The sequence below is a fragment of the Microbacterium sp. NPDC055312 genome (assembly GCF_053645675.1).
On record NZ_JBSHMU010000003.1, the window covers coordinates 23,745 to 41,751 of the forward strand.

Consider the following 18,007-nt stretch of genomic DNA (forward strand, 5'->3'; position numbering starts at 1 on the left):
GTTAGGATGAACCGGTATGCCCGCCACGCGGTGACGCGGGGGCGGACCAGAGCTGTGATTCCGGGGGAAATTCATGAGGGCGCTGTCGTGGGTGCGATCTCGACCGAAAGCCGCAGCATCTGTGGCCGGTGTGGCGATCGGGGCGGTGGCGCTGACGACCATGGCGATGGCGTACGACGGACTGCCCACCACGAAGGTCGACCTCAACGATGCCGGCGTCTGGCTCACGAAGTCGTCGAGCTTCCTCGTGGGGCACTTCAACCACGAATCCACCGTGCTCGACGGCGGCATGCGCGCGGCGAGCGACGACTACGACATCCTGCAGGACGGCGGCACGGTGCTGGTGGCCGACAAGGGCGCCGGCACGCTCACGGCGGTCGACCCCGCGCGGATGGCACTGGGCGACAGCGCATCGGTGCCGGGCAGCGCGAAGGTCGCACTGGGAGCTGCGACCGTGGCGATCCTCGACCAGAAGTCGGGTGACCTGTGGGTGACCGCGGCGAAGGCGCTGTCGGGATTCGACATCAAGGGAGCCGATCCGACGGCCGAGCTCGGCAAGGGCGCCGACGTGACGGTCGGGCGCGACGGCACCGTGTTCGCCCTGTCGGGTGAACGCGGCGAGGTCGTCGAGGTACCCGTCGACCCGGACGGGCTGCCCCAGGAGCCGACGTCCCAGTCGGTCGGTGAGATCGACATCAGCAAGACACCCAGCATCACCGCGGTGGGCTCGACGCCGATCGTGCTCGACGCCGCTGCCGGCATCCTGACCACACCGGGCGGGTTCCGCACCGAGATCGATCAGGCCGCCGACGCGGTGCTCCAGCACGCATCCGCGCAGTCCGACGCCGTCGCTCTCGCCACGCCCACCGCGCTCGTGCAGGTGCCCCTCGACGGCGGCGAGCCGGTCGAGACGCAGGCCGACGGCACCGGCAACCCCGCCGTCCCCGTGCAGCTGCGCGGCTGCACCTACGGCGCGTGGGCCGTCTCGGCGACCTTCATCCGGGACTGCTCCGGTGACTCCCTCGACGTGAAGGAGACCATCCCCGGCGCGGAGGATGCCGCCGCGCTGACGTTCCGCGTGAACCGCGACGTGATCGTGCTCAACGACATCATCGGCGGCGCGGCGTGGCTCGCGAACAAGAGCCTGCAGCGCGTCGACGACTGGAGCGTGCTGGTCCCGCCGGAGGGCGACAGCGAAGACGACGAGAACACCACGCAGGAGACCGTCGAGACCTCGCTGCCCGACCGCAAGGAAGAGAACACCCCGCCGACGGCGGAGGACGACCCCGATCTCGGGGTGCGTCCGGGCGGCACGACCCTGCTGCCCGTGCTCGACAACGACAACGATCCCGACGGTGACGTGCTGGTCGCGTCGCTCGTGGGCAAGCAGCCGTCGGTGGGCGAGGTGCGTCCCATCCTCAACGGCGCAGCCCTGCAGATCTCCGTTCCCGACGACGCGACGGGCACCGCGTCGTTCGAGTACGAGATCGACGACGGTCGCGGCGGCAAGGACACGGCGATCGTCACCGTCTCGGTGCACGACGAGAAGACCAACGGCGCACCGCGAGCGAAGCGGGCGAGCAAGCTCGCGGTCGAAGCCGGCGGCACCGTGTCGTACAACGTGCTGCCCGACTGGAGCGATCCCGACGGCGACGACCTGTATCTGAGCGGCGTGGTCGCGGCCGAGGGCGACGAGGTCGAGTTCACCACCGACGGCAAGATCACCTACCGCGCCGTGGCCAGCCTGCAGGGGCGCAAGGAGATCACCGTTCTGGTGTCGGATGCCATGGGTAAGGGCACCGAGGGCAAGATTCTGCTCGACGTCAAACCCGAGGGCTCGACGAACCCGGTCACCAACGCCGATCACGTGGTCACCCGCGTGGGCGAGTCGGTGACCGTGTCGCCGCTGGCCAACGACACGAGCGCGGGCCGGGAGCAGCTGCGTCTGGCCCGCGTAGAGGACACCCCCGGCGCGGAGCTGGATCGCGACTACGCCAACCGCAAGTTCACGTTCAAGGCGCAGGCGGCCGGCACCTACTACGTGCAGTACCTGGCGACCGCCGGCCCGAAGCCGGCGAAGGGGATCGTGCGGGTCGACGTGCTCGACAAGCAGCAGAGCGAGCTGCCGCCTGTCGCGGTGCGCGACGTCGCCATGCTGCCCAGCGGCAGTGAGGCGCTCGTCGGCGTGCTCGGCAACGACAGCGATCCGGCCGGCGGTGTGCTGGTCGTGCAGTCCGTCACCGTCCCGCCCAGCAGCGGGCTCAACGTCTCGGTGCTCAACCACGAGACGCTGCGCATCAGCGATCAGGGAGGTCTCGAGGATCCGGTGCGCATCACCTACCGGATCTCCAACGGCACCGCGTCGGCGGAGGCCGATGTCGTCGTCATCCCGATCCCCGCGCCGACCAAGCTGCTCGCCCCGGTCGCCAAAGACGACGAGGCCGTCGTGCGTGCCGGTGACGTCGTGACGATCCCGGTTCTCGACAACGACGTGCACCCCAGTGGCGACAAGATGCACGTCGCTCCCGACCTGGTCGAGCCGCTGGTCGAACCCGAAGACGGCGAGGCGTTCGTCTCGCAGGATGCCGTGCGCTTCCGTGCGAGCGAGAAGCCGGGCACCGTGTACCTCACCTACGAGGCCGTCGACTCCCGCGGACAGAAGGCCGGAGCGCACGTCGCCGTGCAGGTGCTGCCGGTCGACGAGGACGGCACCAACGCCGCGCCGCGTCCGCGCGACCTGACGGCCCGCACGCTCGCGGGGTCGAAGATCAACATCCCCGTGCCGCTCGACGGCCTCGACGCCGACGGCGACTCGGTCGAGCTGATCGGCGTCGACAGCGCACCCGCCAAGGGCCGCATCGTCGAGCAGGGTGCGAACTACCTGACATATGAGGCGTACGACGACGCCAAGGGCGTCGACGCCCTCAGCTACCGCGTGCGCGATCGCCTCGGGGCAGAGGGGCGCGCGACCATCCGCGTCGGCATCGCACCGCCCGAGGCGACCAACCAGGCCCCGTACGCGGTGAACGACTCGGTCGTGGTGCGACCCGGCCGCTCCGTGGCCGTGCCCGTGCTCGCGAACGACTCCGACCCCGAGGGCGATCAGATCGGTCTGATCAAGTCGGGCCTGACGCTGCCGCCCGACGTCGACGGGATGTCGGCGAAGATCTCCGGCGACCGGATCATCGTCACCGTGCCGGACAAGGCCATGGAGACCTCGCTGCAGTACACGATCAGCGACGCGAAGGGCGCACGGGCGACCGCGGCGATCTTCGTGAAGGTCGACGAGGACGTCCCGCTGATGAACCCGATCGCGCGCGACGACCGCGTGCAGGTCGAGGACGTCGAAGAGGATCTCACCGTCGACCTCGACATCCTCCGCAACGACGAGGATCCCGACGGCACCATCGAGGGCGTCGACGTGACCCTCGAGGACGGCGCCCGGATGCTCGGCGACGGCAAGGTCCGCGTGACGGTGGGGGAGCAGCGGCAGCTGCTGCGCTACGTGATCACCGACCAGGACGAGCTCAGCTCGTCGGCCTTCATCTTCGTTCCCGCGCTGAACGAGCTGCGCCCGCGGCTGAAGTCGACCAAGCCGCTCGAAGTGAAGAGCGGCGAGACCAAGGAGATCCCGCTCGACAAGTACGTCGTCGTCGCGGGCGGTGGCGATGTGCGTCTGACGGAGGCATCGAAGGTGAGCGCCTCGTTCGCGAACGGCGACTCCCTCATCAAGGACACCACGACCCTGGTGTACACCTCGAAGGACCGCTTCTTCGGTGAGGACGCGCTGACGTTCGAGGTGACCGACGGCGACGGGCCCGAGGATCCGAACGGGCGCAAGTCCACCCTGACCATCCCCATCACCGTGCTGCCGCCCGATAACCAGCCGCCGACGCTGAGCAGCGCCGAGATGCAGATCGCACCGGGCGAGAAGGCGACCGCGCTCGACCTGTCGGGCCTCGCGACGGATCCCGACCCGAAGGACGACGGCAAGCTGCGCTTCTCGGTGACGTCGAAGCCGGGCAAGGGCATCGATGCGCGCATCGACGGCACCACGCTGTACGCCGAGACCGGCTCGGACACGCCCAAGGGCACGACGGCGACGATCGGCATCAGCGTGACCGACGGAACCACCGAGCCTGTGCAGGGCACGGTGCAGGTGGCCGTGACCGCGTCGACGCGCTCGCTCGCCGTCGCCAGCCCCGACTCGGTCGACGAGGCCGACCAGGGCGAGACGATCACCGTGCCGGCCCTGGCCAACGACATCAACCCGTTCCAAGCCGAGGGCAAGGCGCTGAAGATCCTCTCGGCGACCGTCGAGAGCGGCGAGGGGCAGGCGAAGGTCGCCGGAGAGGGCGTGCAGGTCACGTCGAGCAAGTCGTTCGTCGGCGTGATGGTCGTGCGGTACCGCGTTCAGGATGCCACCAAGGATCCCGACCGGGAGGTCGACGGGCGCATCACCGTCACCGTGCAGGGCGTCCCCGATGCGCCCGGCCGGCCCACGGTGACAGCCGTCGAGGACCGCACGGTCGTGCTCAACTGGTCGGCGCCCTCGAACAACGGCGCAGACATCTCGGGGTACACCGTGAAGTCGGTCTCGGGCAACCCGTACACGAAGACGTGCACGTCGACGACGTGCACCCTCGACGGACTCACCAACAACGTCGAGTACACCTTCGCTGTGACGGCGACGAACCGCGTCGGCGACGGGCCGGCGTCACCGGCATCCGGGATCGCGCGTCCCGACACCCGTCCCGACACCCCGCTGCCGCCCAAGCTGAAGTTCGGCGACCGCGCATTGGACGTGACGTGGACGACGCCGACGTCGAGCGGCTCGCCGGTCGAGTCGTACACGCTCGAGATCTCCCCCACTCCGCCGTCGGGGATGGGCCAGAAGACCGGCGTGTCCGGTAACTCCCTGCGCTGGGAGGGACTCGAGAACGGCACGAACTACACCGTGCGCATCCAGGCGCACAACCGAGCTCCCGACCCCTCCGGCTGGAGCATGTACTCAGCGCCCGAGATCCCCGCAGGCCCGCCGGCCGCGGTCGCGGCGCCTCGCGTCAGCAGCGCTCCGTCGGTCGGCTCCGAAGCGCAGATGACCGTCAGCTGGGACCAGCCCGACACGAACGGTGCCCCCATCGAGCAGTACGAGCTGGTGACGTACCGCGGCGGCGCGGAGGTGTCGCGGACGGCGACGGGCACGGCGACCTCGCAGGCGGTGCGCGTGCCCACCAGCACAGCCGACTACACGTACGCGGTGCGCGCGAAGAACAAGGCGCCGCAGTGGGGCCAGCTGGGGCCGCGATCGGCTCCGCAGCGCGCGTTCGGCCAGCCGGGCGCACCGTCGAGCGTCACGGCGACGCCGAAGGACCGCGCGATCGCCGTCAGCTTCACCATGACGGACGCCGCCCGCAACGGTGCCTCTCCCGGCGAGATGCGCTACCAGTACCAGCTGAACTCGCAGGCCTGGCAGGCGTGGGACGGCCGCTCCGACATCAGAGCCGACAACGGCAGCCCCTACACGGTGCGCGTGCGCGCCTACTCCGTCGTCGGCGGGCAGCAGTCCAACACCGGGCCGTCGACCGCGTCGAACTCCGTGACCCCATTCGGCGCGCCGTTCGCCCCGACCGGAAACGCGACCCCATCGGGCGACCGGTCGGTGCAGGTCACCTGGAACGCCAAGGGGTCGTACAACGGACGACCCATCACCACGTACATCAGCGTGGACGGCGGCGGCTGGCAGAAGGTGGCCGAGAGCGGCAGCAAGATCGTCGGCGACACCTACAGCACGCAGCACACCATCAGAGTGCGCGCGACCGCCTCAGAGGGCGGCTCCGCGGAGTCCGGCACCTACAGCGCGACCTCGGGCCCCAAACCCGACACCACTCCGAAGGCGTGGCTCTCGGCCGGATCGGTGGTGCCCGGATGCAGCGCGGTCGGCGGCGGTGCATGCCACTACTACAAGGTGTCGACCAACCAGTACTTCAAGGCCGGCAGCTACAACATCGAGTGCCGTGTGGGCGGCAAGTTCCTCGGCAACAACGCCGGTTACCCCGTCGATATCCCCTCCGGCGGCAGCAAGGAGCTGCAGTGCTACTCGGGGTACTCCAATGACAAGCATCTCGTCATCAAGGGCGGCAACCCGGGCAACGCCTACGGCACGTTCTACTGACGGGCGACGACCTCTCCCCGCCAGATCTCGACACGACGCACGAACAGAAGGACATCGACGCACATGAGCATGACCCCCGAACAGGCAGCCTGGTTCCAGGGCACCTTCCACCGCCTCGTCGAGAACGTCGACAAGGCACTGCAGGGCAAGAGCGAGATCGTCAGCCTCGTCGTCGCCGCGATGCTCGCCGAAGGACACGTGCTGCTCGAGGACGCACCGGGCACGGGCAAGACCAGCCTGGCGCGGGCGCTGGCCGCGACCGTGCAGGGCACCAGCTCGCGCATCCAGTTCACGCCCGACCTGCTGCCGTCCGACGTCACCGGCGTGACGATCTACGACCAGCGCGAGCACCGCTTCGAGTTCCACAAGGGGCCGATCTTCGCGTCGATCGTGCTCGCCGACGAGATCAACCGCGCGTCTCCGAAGACCCAGTCGGCGCTGCTCGAGGTGATGGAGGAGTCGCGGGTCACCGTCGACGGCGTGACCCACGAGGCGGGGCGCCCGTTCCTGGTCATCGCCACGCAGAACCCCGTCGAGCAGGCCGGAACGTACAAGCTCCCCGAGGCCCAGCTCGACCGCTTCCTGATCAAGACGTCGATCGGGTACCCCGACCTGGAGGTCACCGAGCGGATCCTCGCCGGCGCCTCGCAGCGCAACTCCTCGGCCGGGCTGGCCGCGGTGATCACCACCAGCGCGGTCGCCGACATGGCGGATCTGGGCGCCAGCGTGCACGTCGAGCCCGCGGTGCTGCGCTACACGGCCGAGCTCGCCGAGGCGACGCGCGCCGACTCCGCCATCCGTCTGGGCGTGTCGGTGCGCGGGGCGATCGCGATGATCCGCATCGCGAAGGTGTGGGCCGCAGCGCACGGCCGGCACTACGTCCTGCCCGACGACATCAAGTCACTCGCCCGCCCCGTCTGGCAGCACCGTCTGCTGCTGGATGCCGAGGCGGAGTTCGCCGGAACGACGGCCGACAGCGTGATCGGCCGCGTTCTCGAGAACGTCGCAGCTCCCCAGGCCCGCGCCGCGGTCTGATGTCGCAGGCGACGGTGACGGAGGGGCGGGCCTCCGCAGGGCGGCAGGCGGGCTGGCGGGATGTCGCCGCCGTGCTCGGCGTGCGTGCGCTGCAGCGACTTCGGGTCGTCGCGCGCGTCGTGCGTCCGCTCGGATGGATGCTGATGGCGCTCACGCTGCTGTTCTGGATCGTCGGCGCCGCGCAGGGCTGGCGCGAGCTGGTCGTCGCCGCCTGGGTGATGGCGTTCGTGCTCGTGATCTGCGCGCTGTTCCTCATCGGCCGCACGCAGTACGACGTGTCGCTCGACCTCGCACGCACCCGCGTCGTCGTCGGCGAACGCGCGATCGGCGCGTTGAAGCTCGAGAACCGCGGCACCAGGGCGATCCTGCCGTCGCGCGTGGTGCTGCCCGTCGGCGCCGGCCGCGGGGAGTTCTCGATCCAGCGCCTCGCCGCCGGTCAGAGCGCCGAAGAGCTGTTCGCCATCCCCACGCAGCGCCGCGGTGTGGTCGAGGTGGGGCCGGTGAGCGTGGTGCGCGGCGACCCTCTGGGCGTGTTCGAACGCGCCCACCGCCGCGACGACCCCGTCGACCTGTTCGTGCACCCACGGACGGTGCTGTTCGGCGGGCAGTCGCTCGGCTTCCTGCGCGACCTCGAGGGTCTTCCGGCCGCCGACCTCTCGCGCGACGACGTGTCGTTCCACGCTCTGCTCGAGTACCAGCCGGGAGACGACCTGCGGCACGTGCACTGGCGCTCGACGGCGCGCACCGGCACCATGATGGTGCGTCAGTTCGAAGAGACGCGCCGGTCGCACTTCGTGATCGGGCTCTCGCGCTCGCGTGGCGACTACCGGGACGACGACGAGTTCGAGCTCGGCGTCTCGATCGCCGGCTCGATCGGCCTGCGCGCGCTGCAGGACTCGCAGCGCGTCGACGTGCGCGTGCAGGGCCGCGAACTGGCATCCGGCACCGGAAAGCAGCTGCTCGACTCGCTCTCGACCGTCGAGCAGTCCAAGGCGCGCGAGGGAGGCATCGCCGAACTCGCCGGCGTGGTCTCGGCCGCGATGCCGCTGGCCAGCGTCGTCGTGCTCGTCTGCGGCGATGCCGTCGACGTCGAGGATCTGCGCCGCGCCTGCGCCCGGCTCCCCTTCGGTGCGCGCGCCCTCGCCGTCGTCGCCCGGTCGGGTCTCGACAGTCCCGAGCTGCGCCGCATCGGCGACGCGGATGTCGTGACCGTCGGGGCCCTCGACCAGCTCCCCGCCGCACTGCAGAGGGTTCTCGCATGACCGCTCCGAAGACCGTCCCCTCCCGCCTGCACCGCGGCTGGATCATCGACATCGCCGCGGTCGGGACGCTGCTGATCGCCGCGCTCGTCGGCTTCTGGACCACCTTCGCAGGTCCCAGCTTCCTGCTCGCCGCCATCGGCGGGGTCGTGCTCGGGCTCGCCGTCGCGGCTGTGTGCGCGTGGCGCGGCTGGGGCATCCTGATCGTCACCGGCGCGACGGTCGCCGTCTACTTCGTCTTCGGCGGCGCCCTCGCGCTGCCGCACACGGCGCTGCTCGGCGTCATCCCCACGGTCGACACCCTGGTGGGCCTGGCGACGGGAGTGGTCACCTCGTGGAAGCAGCTGCTGACCACCGTCGCTCCCGTCTCGGCCGCCGACGGCCACCTGCTCGTGCCCTTCCTGATCGGCCTGGTCGCGAGCGTGCTCTCGGCGTCGCTCGCGCTGCGGCTGCGCCATCTCGCGTGGTCGCTGCTGCCCATCGTCGGCGCGCTGTTCCTGGTGATCGCGCTCGGGGTGCCGACCGCCGCCTTCCCGCTCGTGCAGGGCATCGTGATCGCCGGCGTCGCGGCCGGCTGGCTGTCGCTGCGCTCGTGGTGGGCGCCGCAGTCGTCGGCGGTGAACGTGAGCGAGGCGGATCCCGCTCGTGCCAGGTACATGCGCACGCGCCGGCTCGTGGGCGGCCTGGCGGTCGTCGCCGTCGCCGCGGGCGCCGGTGCGGGGGTGAACGCCGTCGTCGCCGATTCGGCGCCGCGCCACGTCTTCCGCGACGCGATCATCCCGCCGTTCAACATCCGCGACTACGCGAGTCCGATGCAGGGCTTCCGCAAGACGGTGCGCGACCAGAAGACCAAGACGCTGTTCACCGTGACCGGGCTGCCCGAAGACGGCCGGGTGCGGCTGGCGGCGATGGACGGCTGGGACGGCGTGGTCTACAACGTGACCGACGGCGGACCCGGGTCGTCCAGCGCCTTCCTGCCGTTGCGCAGCGACATGGCGACCGAGGTCGAAGGTGTTCCCGCCCGGCTTCACTTCGAGATCGCCGACTACTCGGGGGTGTGGCTGCCCGGCACCACGATCGTCGACGACGTCACCTTCGAAGGTGCGCGCGCAGATGAGCTGCGCCGCAGCGCGTACAGCAACCCGGCCACCGACACGACGGTCGTCACCGCGAGGCTCAAGAAGGGTGACGCGTACACCGTCGACGCGATCATCGCGCCGAAGGTCGGCGACGAGCAGCTCAAGGACGCGAAGTTCGCGAACATCACGCAGAAGGTCTCGTCGTACTCGCCGGAGGATCTTTCGGCGACAGCGGCCGACATCGTCACCGACGCCGAGACTCCCATCGAGCAGGCCAGGGCGCTCGAGACGTACTTCGCCGAAGGCGGGTTCTTCAGCCACGGGCTCGAGGGTGAGGTGCTCTCGCGGGCCGGGCACACCGCCGAGCGGATCAGCACACTTCTCGGCGGCGACCAGATGATCGGCGACGACGAGCAGTACGCGGTCGCGATGGCGCTGGCCGCACAGGAGGTCGGCATCCCCGTGCGGGTGGTGATGGGCTATTACCCGGATGCCGATCGCAAGAAGGAACCGGTGTTCGCGGCGACCGGCGACGACGTGCACGCCTGGGTCGAGATCGCTTTCGAGGGATTCGGCTGGATCCCGTTCGACCCGACGCCTCCCGAGGACAAGGTTCCTCAGGACCAGAACACGAAGCCGCGCGTCGACCCGAAGCCGCAGGTGCTGCAGCCGCCGCCTCCGCCGCAGGAGCCGGTCGATCTGCCGCCGACGGTGCCCGACGACCGCAAGCCGGAGGACGACAGCCTCAACGTGCTCGGCATCATCGGCATGATCCTCGCGATCGCGGGCGTCTCGCTCGGCGTGCTGCTGCTGCTCGCGTCGCCGTTCATCGTGATCGGGGCGTGGAAGGCGGCGAAGCGTCGTGCCCGGCGCAACGCCGAGCGCCACTCCGACCGGATCAGCGGCGGCTGGGACGAGCTCACCGATCGCGCGATCGACCACGGGGCACGCATCCCCCCGGGCGGCACCCGTGTCGAAGAGGCCGGCGTCGTGTCATCCGCCCTCACCGTGCCGGCTGCCACCGCCCTGGCCGAGCGGGCCGACGGCCAGGTCTTCGGACCGGGCGAGCCGACCGCCGAGGAGGTCGAGGCGTTCTGGCGCGAGGTCGACGAGGCGGTGAGCGGCATGCGCGGCGCGACCACCTTCTGGGGTCGGATGAGGGCGCGGCTCAGTCTGCGGTCGCTGACCGGAGACGGCCGGATGAGCGAGCGCCTGCAGGATCTCAGGGATGCGGCGGCCGCGCGCGTGCGCCGTGAACCTGGCAACATCGACAAGAACAGCCCGACGTCCGAGAGCGAGACCCCATGACGACGATTCCCCTCGGCGGTGTGGCGCCGATCTCGCGACGGGTCATCGCCTACATCATCGATGCGCTGATCGCCGGCGTGCTGCCCGTGCTGGCCATGATCGTGACCGTGACCCTGACGGTCGGCGCGCTGCAGAACCCCGAGTCGGCCGCCGGGGCGATGCTCTCGGTGGCGGTGGCCTCCGGTGTGTTCGGTCTTCTCATGCTCGCGTGGTTCGTGGTCTACACCCTGATGCAGACCGGACGCGGGTCGATCGGCATGCGCGCGCAGCGCATCCGTCTCGTCGGAGCCGACGACCTCGCCCCGATCTCGTTCTGGCGTGCGCTGCTGCGCAACGTCGTGTTCGCGGTGACCGGAGCGTTCGTGGTGGGGATGTTCTCGCCGCTGTTCGACGGGTCGGGTCGCTATCAAGGCTGGCACGACAAGGTCGGCGGGGCGGTGATGCTGGATGCCGCGGCCGTGCCCGCGCGCGACGCCGCAGCGCCGGCGACCGCCGCCGATCTGCCGCTCCCGAGTCCACCGGCTGCCGGCGGACGCACCGGCTTCGCGACGCCTCCCGCGACGCCTGCGCCGGGTGCCGCGCCGAGCGCCGTGCGGCTTCCGGATGCCGTCGACGAGACGGTCGTCGCACCCCGGCCGTCCCCCGCGGCTGCCCCGCAGCCGGCGGGCGCCGTGGCGGCGGAGCAGACGATCGCCGCGCCGCGCCCGGGGAGCGATGCGTCCGGCGACCCGCTGATCTCGTTCGTCCCCGGAGTGACTCAGCCCGGCACCCCTGCCGCCGCGGCCCCGCCGGCGCCGCCGTCGGCTCCTGCTCCGGTCGCGCAGCCGACTCCGGTCGCGCAGCCCGCCGCGGTCGCGCAGCCCGCCCCGGTCGCGCCTGCCGCTCCGGCGTCCGCACACGCGGACGACGACGTGGAGTCGACGCGGATCAGCATCCCCGGCCACCGCCTCGTGTTCACCTGGGACGACGGGCAGCGCGTGACGGTGTCGGGTCGCACCGTGTTCGGACGCAACCCCGAGCAGGAGCCGGGAGCGGTGGTCATCTCCGTGCGCGACGAGACCCTGTCGCTGTCGAAGACCCACTTCGAGGCGGCATCCGCACCGTCCGGCGGCTGGATCATGGACCGGCAGTCGACCAACGGCACCGTGGTCGTGCGCGAGGGCGTGCGCATCGCCTGCCCGCCCGGACAGCGCGTGCCGGTGCGGCTGGGAGATGCCGTCGAGATCGGCGACCGGATCCTCACGATCGGCGGCTTCGCATGACCGCCCCCGTGCTCGTCGCCTCCGGCTCGGCGACCCACACCGGCCGCCGCCGCGTGCTCAACGAGGACGCTCAGCTGGCATCCGCCCCCGTCTTCATCGTCGCCGACGGGATGGGCGGTCACGAGGCGGGGGAACGCGCGAGCGCGGCCGTCGTCGACGAGTTCGCGACGCTCGTCGGCCGGGAGTCGCTCAGCCTCGACGACGTCCGCCATACGCTGGCCAGGGCCCGCCAGGTGGTCGAGCATCTCGCGACGACCGGCGAATCGCGTGCGGGCACGACTCTCAGCGGTGTCGTCATCTCGTCGGTGGACGGCCTGGGGTACTGGCTCGCCGTCAACATCGGCGACTCGCGCACGTACCGGTTCTCGGACGGCGAGATGGAGCGCATCACCGTCGACCATTCGGTCATCCAGGAGCTTCTCGATTCGGGTGAGCTGAGCCCGGACGACGCACCGCACGACACCAGGCGCAACATCATCACGCGGGCGATCGGCGCCGGCAGCACCGGCGACGCCGACTTCTGGCTGTTCCCCGCCGAGCGCGGCGACCGGATGCTCGTCTGCTCGGACGGCCTGACATCCGAGATCGGCGAAGCGCGCATCTGCGAGGTGCTGCGAAGCGAGCCCGACCCGCAGCGCGCGGCCGCGCAGCTCACCGCCGAGGCGGTGCAGGCCGGCGGCCGCGACAATGTCACCGTCGTGGTCGTCGACGCCATCTCGGTCGCCTCACGGCCGGGCACGACCGTGCTCTCGGACGTCGACGACGACACCCGGCCGCGGGAATCATTGAATGGAGGGGTTCGATGAACCAGTTCGCGTACCGACCCGGCAGCTGGCAGGTGATCGCGGAGCAGCACGGGATGATCGCCGTGCCGGGCGACACCCCGGCCGAGAGGATCGCCGTCCTGACCGCGATGATGCGCGACGGCGCACCGCAGCTGACCGAGGTCATCGACGTCCTGACGGGCGGAACCATCTCGACGCTCGGCTCGTTCGCCGTCGCTCTGCTCGGCGAGGGCTTCGCCCGTGTCGCCGTGCGCGGCGACATCACCGTGGCCGTCACCGGCACGGACGGCGACGAGGTCGTCTCGGGAGCCGAGATCAGCACCTGGACCGAGCGGTACATCACTCACCCGCGCTCGTTCGCCGTGTCGCTCGAGCAGGCGCGGTCGACACCGTCGCTCATCGTGCGGTCGGGCACGGTCCTGGCGTCGTCGGTCGTGTTCCCCGTCGCCGAAGGGCTGTCCGCGGATGGTGAGGATGCCGCTGCCGCACCCTCACAACCGGTGCCGGCCGGGCCCGCAGATGAGGATGGCGGCGTGCCCACCGCGGAAGCGCCGGCAGCGGAGGCATCCGCCGTCGAGACGCAGGCCGACGAGACGCAGGCTGACGAGACGCCTGCTGACGAGCCTCCCGCAGACGAGGCGGACGCCGTCGAGCCGCCCGCCGACGAGGCGGCAGCCGAGACAGACGAGGAGAGCGCGGAGCACGCCGGGCTCGCCGCGACCGAGGCGATGCCGATCGCGGCCGCGCACGATGCGTCGGGAGCCGATGCCGGGTTCCCCACGCTGATCCCCACCGAGTACACCTTCGCGCCAGCCCCGCCACCGATGCCGGACGACGACGCGCTCGACGCCACCGTCCACTCCGCGCCGAGGGGCCCCGCCGCACCCCCTGCCGCGCCCGAGGGCGACCACGACGGCTCGACGATCTCACTCGCCGAGCTGCGACGCATGCGCGAAGAGGCCGGCGAGGCGCCCCCGCAGGCGACCGCGACCGCCGGGCCGGACACCCCGACCGAGATCCTGTCCGCCGTCGAGAATCCCACCGCCGCGCACGGATCCGCCCGCCTGTCGACCGGTCAGGTCGTCACGCTCGATCGCATCGTGATCATCGGCCGCCGCCCGCGCGCCACACGGGCGAGCGGAGACGACCTGCCGCACCTGGTCGCCGTCGACAGCCCGCAGCAGGACATCTCGCGCAGTCACCTCGAGATCCGTCCCGAAGGCGATTCGGTGGTGGTCATCGATCTGCACACCACGAACGGCTCGACGCTGCTGCGCCCCGGCGCCGACCCGATGCGCCTGCACCCCGGCGAGCACACGCTCGTGCTCAGCGGCGACGTCGTCGATCTCGGCGACGGGGTCACCGTCACGTTCGAGGGACTCACATGAATCGCACGCCGTCGCCTCCGCCGCAGCTGCCCGGCTTCACGTTCCTGCAGCCGCTGGGAGCAGGCGGGTTCGCCGACGTGTTCCTGTACGAGCAGGAGATGCCGCGCCGCAAGGTGGCGGTCAAGGTGCTGCTCGCCGATCGCATCACGACGGGGGCGGCGCAGGAGTTCACCGACGAGGCCAACGTGATGGCCATGCTGTCGACCCACCCCGCGATCGTCACGATCTACCAGGCGGGGGTCGCCGGCGACGGCCGGCCGTACCTCGTGATGGAGTACTGCCCGCGACCCAACCTGCAGGCGCGCGCGCGACGCGAGCCGTTCTCGGTCGCCGAGGCGCTGCGCGTGGGCATCCAGGTCGCCGGAGCCGTCGAGACCGCGCACCGCGCCGGGGTGCTGCACCGCGACATCAAGCCGGCGAACATCCTCGTCACCGAGTACAACCGTCCCGCGCTCACCGACTTCGGGATCGCATCGACCGCCGGCGCCGTCACCGAGGCGGCCGGCATGTCGATCCCGTGGTCGCCGCCGGAGTCGTTCGCCGAGCCGCCGCGCAGCGGACCGCGCACCGACGTGTACGCCCTCGGCGCCACGGTGTACACGCTGCTCGCCGGACGCTCGCCCTTCGAACGTCCGGGGGAGCGCAACACGAGCGCCGACCTCATCGAGCGCATCGAGCGCATGGCCGTTCCCGTGCTCGCGCGCGCAGACTCGCCGGGCAGCCTGCAGGCGACGCTCGCGCGAGCGATGGCGAAGAACCCCGACGATCGCTACCCGAGTGCGGTGGCCTTCGCCCGGGCGCTGCAGAAGGTGCAGATCGAGCTCGCGCACTCCGTCACGCCGATCGACATCGTCGACGAGCATCCGTCTGCCGACGAGCTGCGCGATGACGACGACGGCCTCACCCGCGTGCGGGAAGTGCAGTCCATCAGCCCCGACACACCGGCCGCGACCCGCCCGTCGGCGGCGACCGAGCCTCGGCTCGCCGGCGGCGGCATGATCGGCGTCCCGCGATTCGACAGCCCCGCTCTGCAGTCCGCCGACGAGCACACCGTGCGGCGCGCTGCCACTCCGGCGACACCGGTCGTCGACGACGACGAGCGCACCCTGCTGCGCCCGCCCACGATCCTCACCCCCAACGCGCCCAGCACAGCGGGCGTCCCTCCGCAGACGCCCGCGGAGACCGCCGACGCGGCGCCCGCCGACGAGGCCGCGCCACCGCGCCGTCGGCGAGTCGGCCCGTGGCTGTGGGTCGCGGCGGTCGCCCTCGTCGTCGTGATCGGCGGCGGGATCTGGGTGGGTGGCAGCCTCAGCACGGCCGCGCGCCCCAGCGCCGCACCGGCCGACGACGAAGAGCCCGCACCGCAGGACGTCATCTCGGGCATCGTCCCGCCGGTCGACGATCTCACCGGCACGCGCAGCGGTGATGCGGTGACGTTCACCTGGAGCAACCCGAGCCCGGAAGAGGGCGACTCGTACATCTGGGCCGAGGTGACGCTCGACGGCACGATGCAGGCGCAGACCACCGAGAAGACGACGGTGACGCTCGAGGGGCCGCATCCCGGCCGCACGTGCATCGACGTCAGCCTGGTGCGCGCTGATCGCCGATCCGCGCAGGAAGTGAGGGGGTGCGTCGAATGACCGCCGTGACCGTGGAATTCGCAGGAGAGTACTTCCCCGTCGACACGTCGACGGCGTTCACCGTGGGCAGGGAGGGCGACCTCGAACTCGACGACAACCTCTTCCTGCACCGTCACTTCCTCGAGATCGCGCACGACGACGGTCTGTGGTGGCTCACGAACATCGGCAGCCGCCTCTCGGCGACCGTGACCGACTCGGCGGGCGGCGTGCAGGCCTGGCTGGCGCCGGGTGCGCGTCTGCCGCTGGTGTTCGAGCGCACGACGATCGTCTTCACCGCGGGTCCCACCACCTACGAGATGACCGTGCACTCCGCCGAGCCGGCGTTCCGCGCGATCCGCCGCGAGACCGAGGGCGACGGCGCGTCGACCATCGGCGCCGTGCCGCTGACCGAGAGTCAGAAGCTGCTCATTCTCGCCCTCGCCGAGCCGCAGCTGCGTCGCGACGGAACCGGGATGAGCGAGATCCCCAGCTCGTCGAAGGCGGCGGAGCGCCTGGGCTGGACCGTGACGCGCTTCAACCGCAAGCTCGACAACGTGTGCGACAAGCTCGACCGGATCGGCGTGCCCGGTATGCGCGGCGGACAGCGCAGCTTCGCCACCAACCGGCGCGCCCGGCTCGTCGAGCACGCGGTCGCGTCGCGACTGGTGACGCGGGAGGACCTCGTCATGCTCGACGCGCCCCAGAGCGAACCCGAAGGAGAGCTGGATTGATCTGGGAGATCGACGACGGCGAGAAGCAGGTCGAGGGACTCGACGCCGCCGGGCATCCCGACCCCGCGTACGCTGCTTCACTCGGCCTGCTTCCCGCGCCTTTCGGGCGCCGGACGATGGCCACGGTGATCGAGCTGCTCATCCTCATGCTGTTCGCGCTGCCGGCCATGCTGGTGGCGACGCCGGCGCTCATCGAGATCGTCAGCGGCACCGGCGATGCCGGGACGATGCTGTCCGACGGCGCGCTGGTCTGGCCGATCGTCACCCTCGCCGTCGGCAACGTGCTCGCGACCGTGTTCATCGTGCTGCAGCTGGTGCTGCTGGGACGCAAGGGCGTGACCGCGGGCAAGGCCGTCTTCGGTCTGCGCGCGGTCAACGTGCGCACCCTCGAGCGCCCCGGCTTCTGGCGTGGTGCGGTCGTGCGCTACCTGGTGCTGTCGCTGTCGTTCCTGCTGCCGCTGCTCGGACCGCTGCTGGTGGTGGCGCTCTCGCCGTTCTTCGACTCCGAGCGCCGCGGCCGCAGCTGGCTCGACCAGGCCGGTGCGACATGGCTGGTCGACGCGCGCCGCGGACTCAACCCGTACGACGTGAAGCGCATGCGCATCGCCCGCAAGTCGGTGCGGATCACCGAGCACGAGCGCGGGCCCGCGCTTCCCTCTCTCGCCACGCCCGTCGAGCGCGACGCCCCGGCCGAGTACACGCCGTCGGGACGACTGTCGGGCGGGGTGATCGGCGCGCACCGCCGGACGACGCCGCCCCAGCCTGCCGCGCCGGGGGCGGCACCCGTCGCCCCTGCGGCCCCCGCCGCCGCGGCGCCGTTCGCACCCGCTGTCGCGCCGAGCGGGATGGTGGATGCCGTGCCGCCCCCTCTCGTGGCCGGCCAGCTGCTCGATTCCTTCGCCCCGAGAGGCGCGCCGGCGGCCTCTGCTGCGCCCGCCCCTGGTGCGCCCGCGGCGGCGGAACCCGCTGCGCCGGTCGCGCAGCCCGAGGTGCCCGCCCCCGCAGCACCCGAAGCCGCGGCCCCGGCCGTGCGCGCCGTGCTGCGACTCGACGACGGAAACCGCATCGAGGTGCGCGGTGCCACCCTGATCGGCCGTGCGCCCGCGCCGGTCGCCGGGGAGGGCGCCGTGCAGCTCGTCGCCGTCGCAGACGACACCCGATCCGTCTCGAAGACCCACCTCGCGATCCTCCCCGCACGACGCGGAGTGCTCGTCATCGATCGCGGATCCACGAACGGCAGCGTCATCGCCCGCGACGGCGCCGAGCTGCCCTTGACGCCCGGCGACCCGGCACCCGTGCAGACCGGCGATGTGGTGCGCTTCGGCGACCGCACGCTGACGGTCGAGCGGGCATGAGAGTCGACAAC

10 protein-coding genes are annotated in these 18,007 nt (G+C 71.2%); all 10 read left to right on the top strand.

The features are described 5' to 3' along the window. The first annotated feature begins 145 nt into the window (after positions 1–145). The 10 genes from ACWIDW_RS08725 to ACWIDW_RS08770 all read left to right on the top strand — a co-directional run bounded on the left by ACWIDW_RS08725 (position 146) and on the right by ACWIDW_RS08770 (position 17,996). The gene (locus ACWIDW_RS08725) at positions 146–6,175 is read left to right on the top strand and encodes an Ig-like domain-containing protein (RefSeq protein WP_454124549.1); all 6,030 of its coding nucleotides are present in this window, start codon (positions 146–148) and stop codon (positions 6,173–6,175) included. Between the two features lie 63 nt (positions 6,176–6,238). Beyond that, positions 6,239–7,210 carry an AAA family ATPase gene (locus ACWIDW_RS08730; RefSeq protein WP_454124551.1) on the top strand — a complete coding sequence of 324 codons (972 nt, stop codon included), beginning with the start codon at positions 6,239–6,241 and terminating at the stop codon, positions 7,208–7,210. Then, entirely contained in the window at positions 7,210–8,472 is a 1,263-nt protein-coding gene (locus ACWIDW_RS08735) for a DUF58 domain-containing protein (protein ID WP_454124553.1), read from the top strand. Before ACWIDW_RS08730 ends, ACWIDW_RS08735 begins: the two co-directional genes overlap by 1 nt. Continuing rightward, positions 8,469–10,856, top strand: a complete 2,388-nt coding sequence (locus ACWIDW_RS08740; protein WP_454124555.1) for a transglutaminase domain-containing protein — start codon at positions 8,469–8,471, stop codon at positions 10,854–10,856. The genes ACWIDW_RS08735 and ACWIDW_RS08740 overlap by 4 nt, the downstream gene beginning before the upstream one ends. Then, on the top strand, positions 10,853–12,118 hold the full coding sequence (locus ACWIDW_RS08745; protein WP_454124557.1) for an RDD family protein: 1,266 nt from the start codon (positions 10,853–10,855) through the stop codon (positions 12,116–12,118). Before ACWIDW_RS08740 ends, ACWIDW_RS08745 begins: the two co-directional genes overlap by 4 nt. Further along, entirely contained in the window at positions 12,115–12,924 is an 810-nt protein-coding gene (locus ACWIDW_RS08750) for a PP2C family protein-serine/threonine phosphatase (protein ID WP_454124559.1), read from the top strand. The genes ACWIDW_RS08745 and ACWIDW_RS08750 overlap by 4 nt, the downstream gene beginning before the upstream one ends. Then, positions 12,921–14,291, top strand: coding sequence for an FHA domain-containing protein (locus ACWIDW_RS08755; RefSeq protein ID WP_454124561.1), 1,371 nt, complete (start codon positions 12,921–12,923; stop codon positions 14,289–14,291). The genes ACWIDW_RS08750 and ACWIDW_RS08755 overlap by 4 nt, the downstream gene beginning before the upstream one ends. Then, complete coding sequence (locus ACWIDW_RS08760) at positions 14,288–15,931, top strand: serine/threonine-protein kinase (RefSeq protein WP_454124563.1); 1,644 nt, start codon at positions 14,288–14,290, stop codon at positions 15,929–15,931. The genes ACWIDW_RS08755 and ACWIDW_RS08760 overlap by 4 nt, the downstream gene beginning before the upstream one ends. Further along, positions 15,928–16,641, top strand: a complete 714-nt coding sequence (locus ACWIDW_RS08765; RefSeq protein ID WP_313358298.1) for a hypothetical protein — start codon at positions 15,928–15,930, stop codon at positions 16,639–16,641. The genes ACWIDW_RS08760 and ACWIDW_RS08765 overlap by 4 nt, the downstream gene beginning before the upstream one ends. Then, positions 16,638–17,996 carry an RDD family protein gene (locus ACWIDW_RS08770; protein ID WP_454124565.1) on the top strand — a complete coding sequence of 453 codons (1,359 nt, stop codon included), beginning with the start codon at positions 16,638–16,640 and terminating at the stop codon, positions 17,994–17,996. The genes ACWIDW_RS08765 and ACWIDW_RS08770 overlap by 4 nt, the downstream gene beginning before the upstream one ends. Positions 17,997–18,007 lie beyond the last annotated feature (11 nt).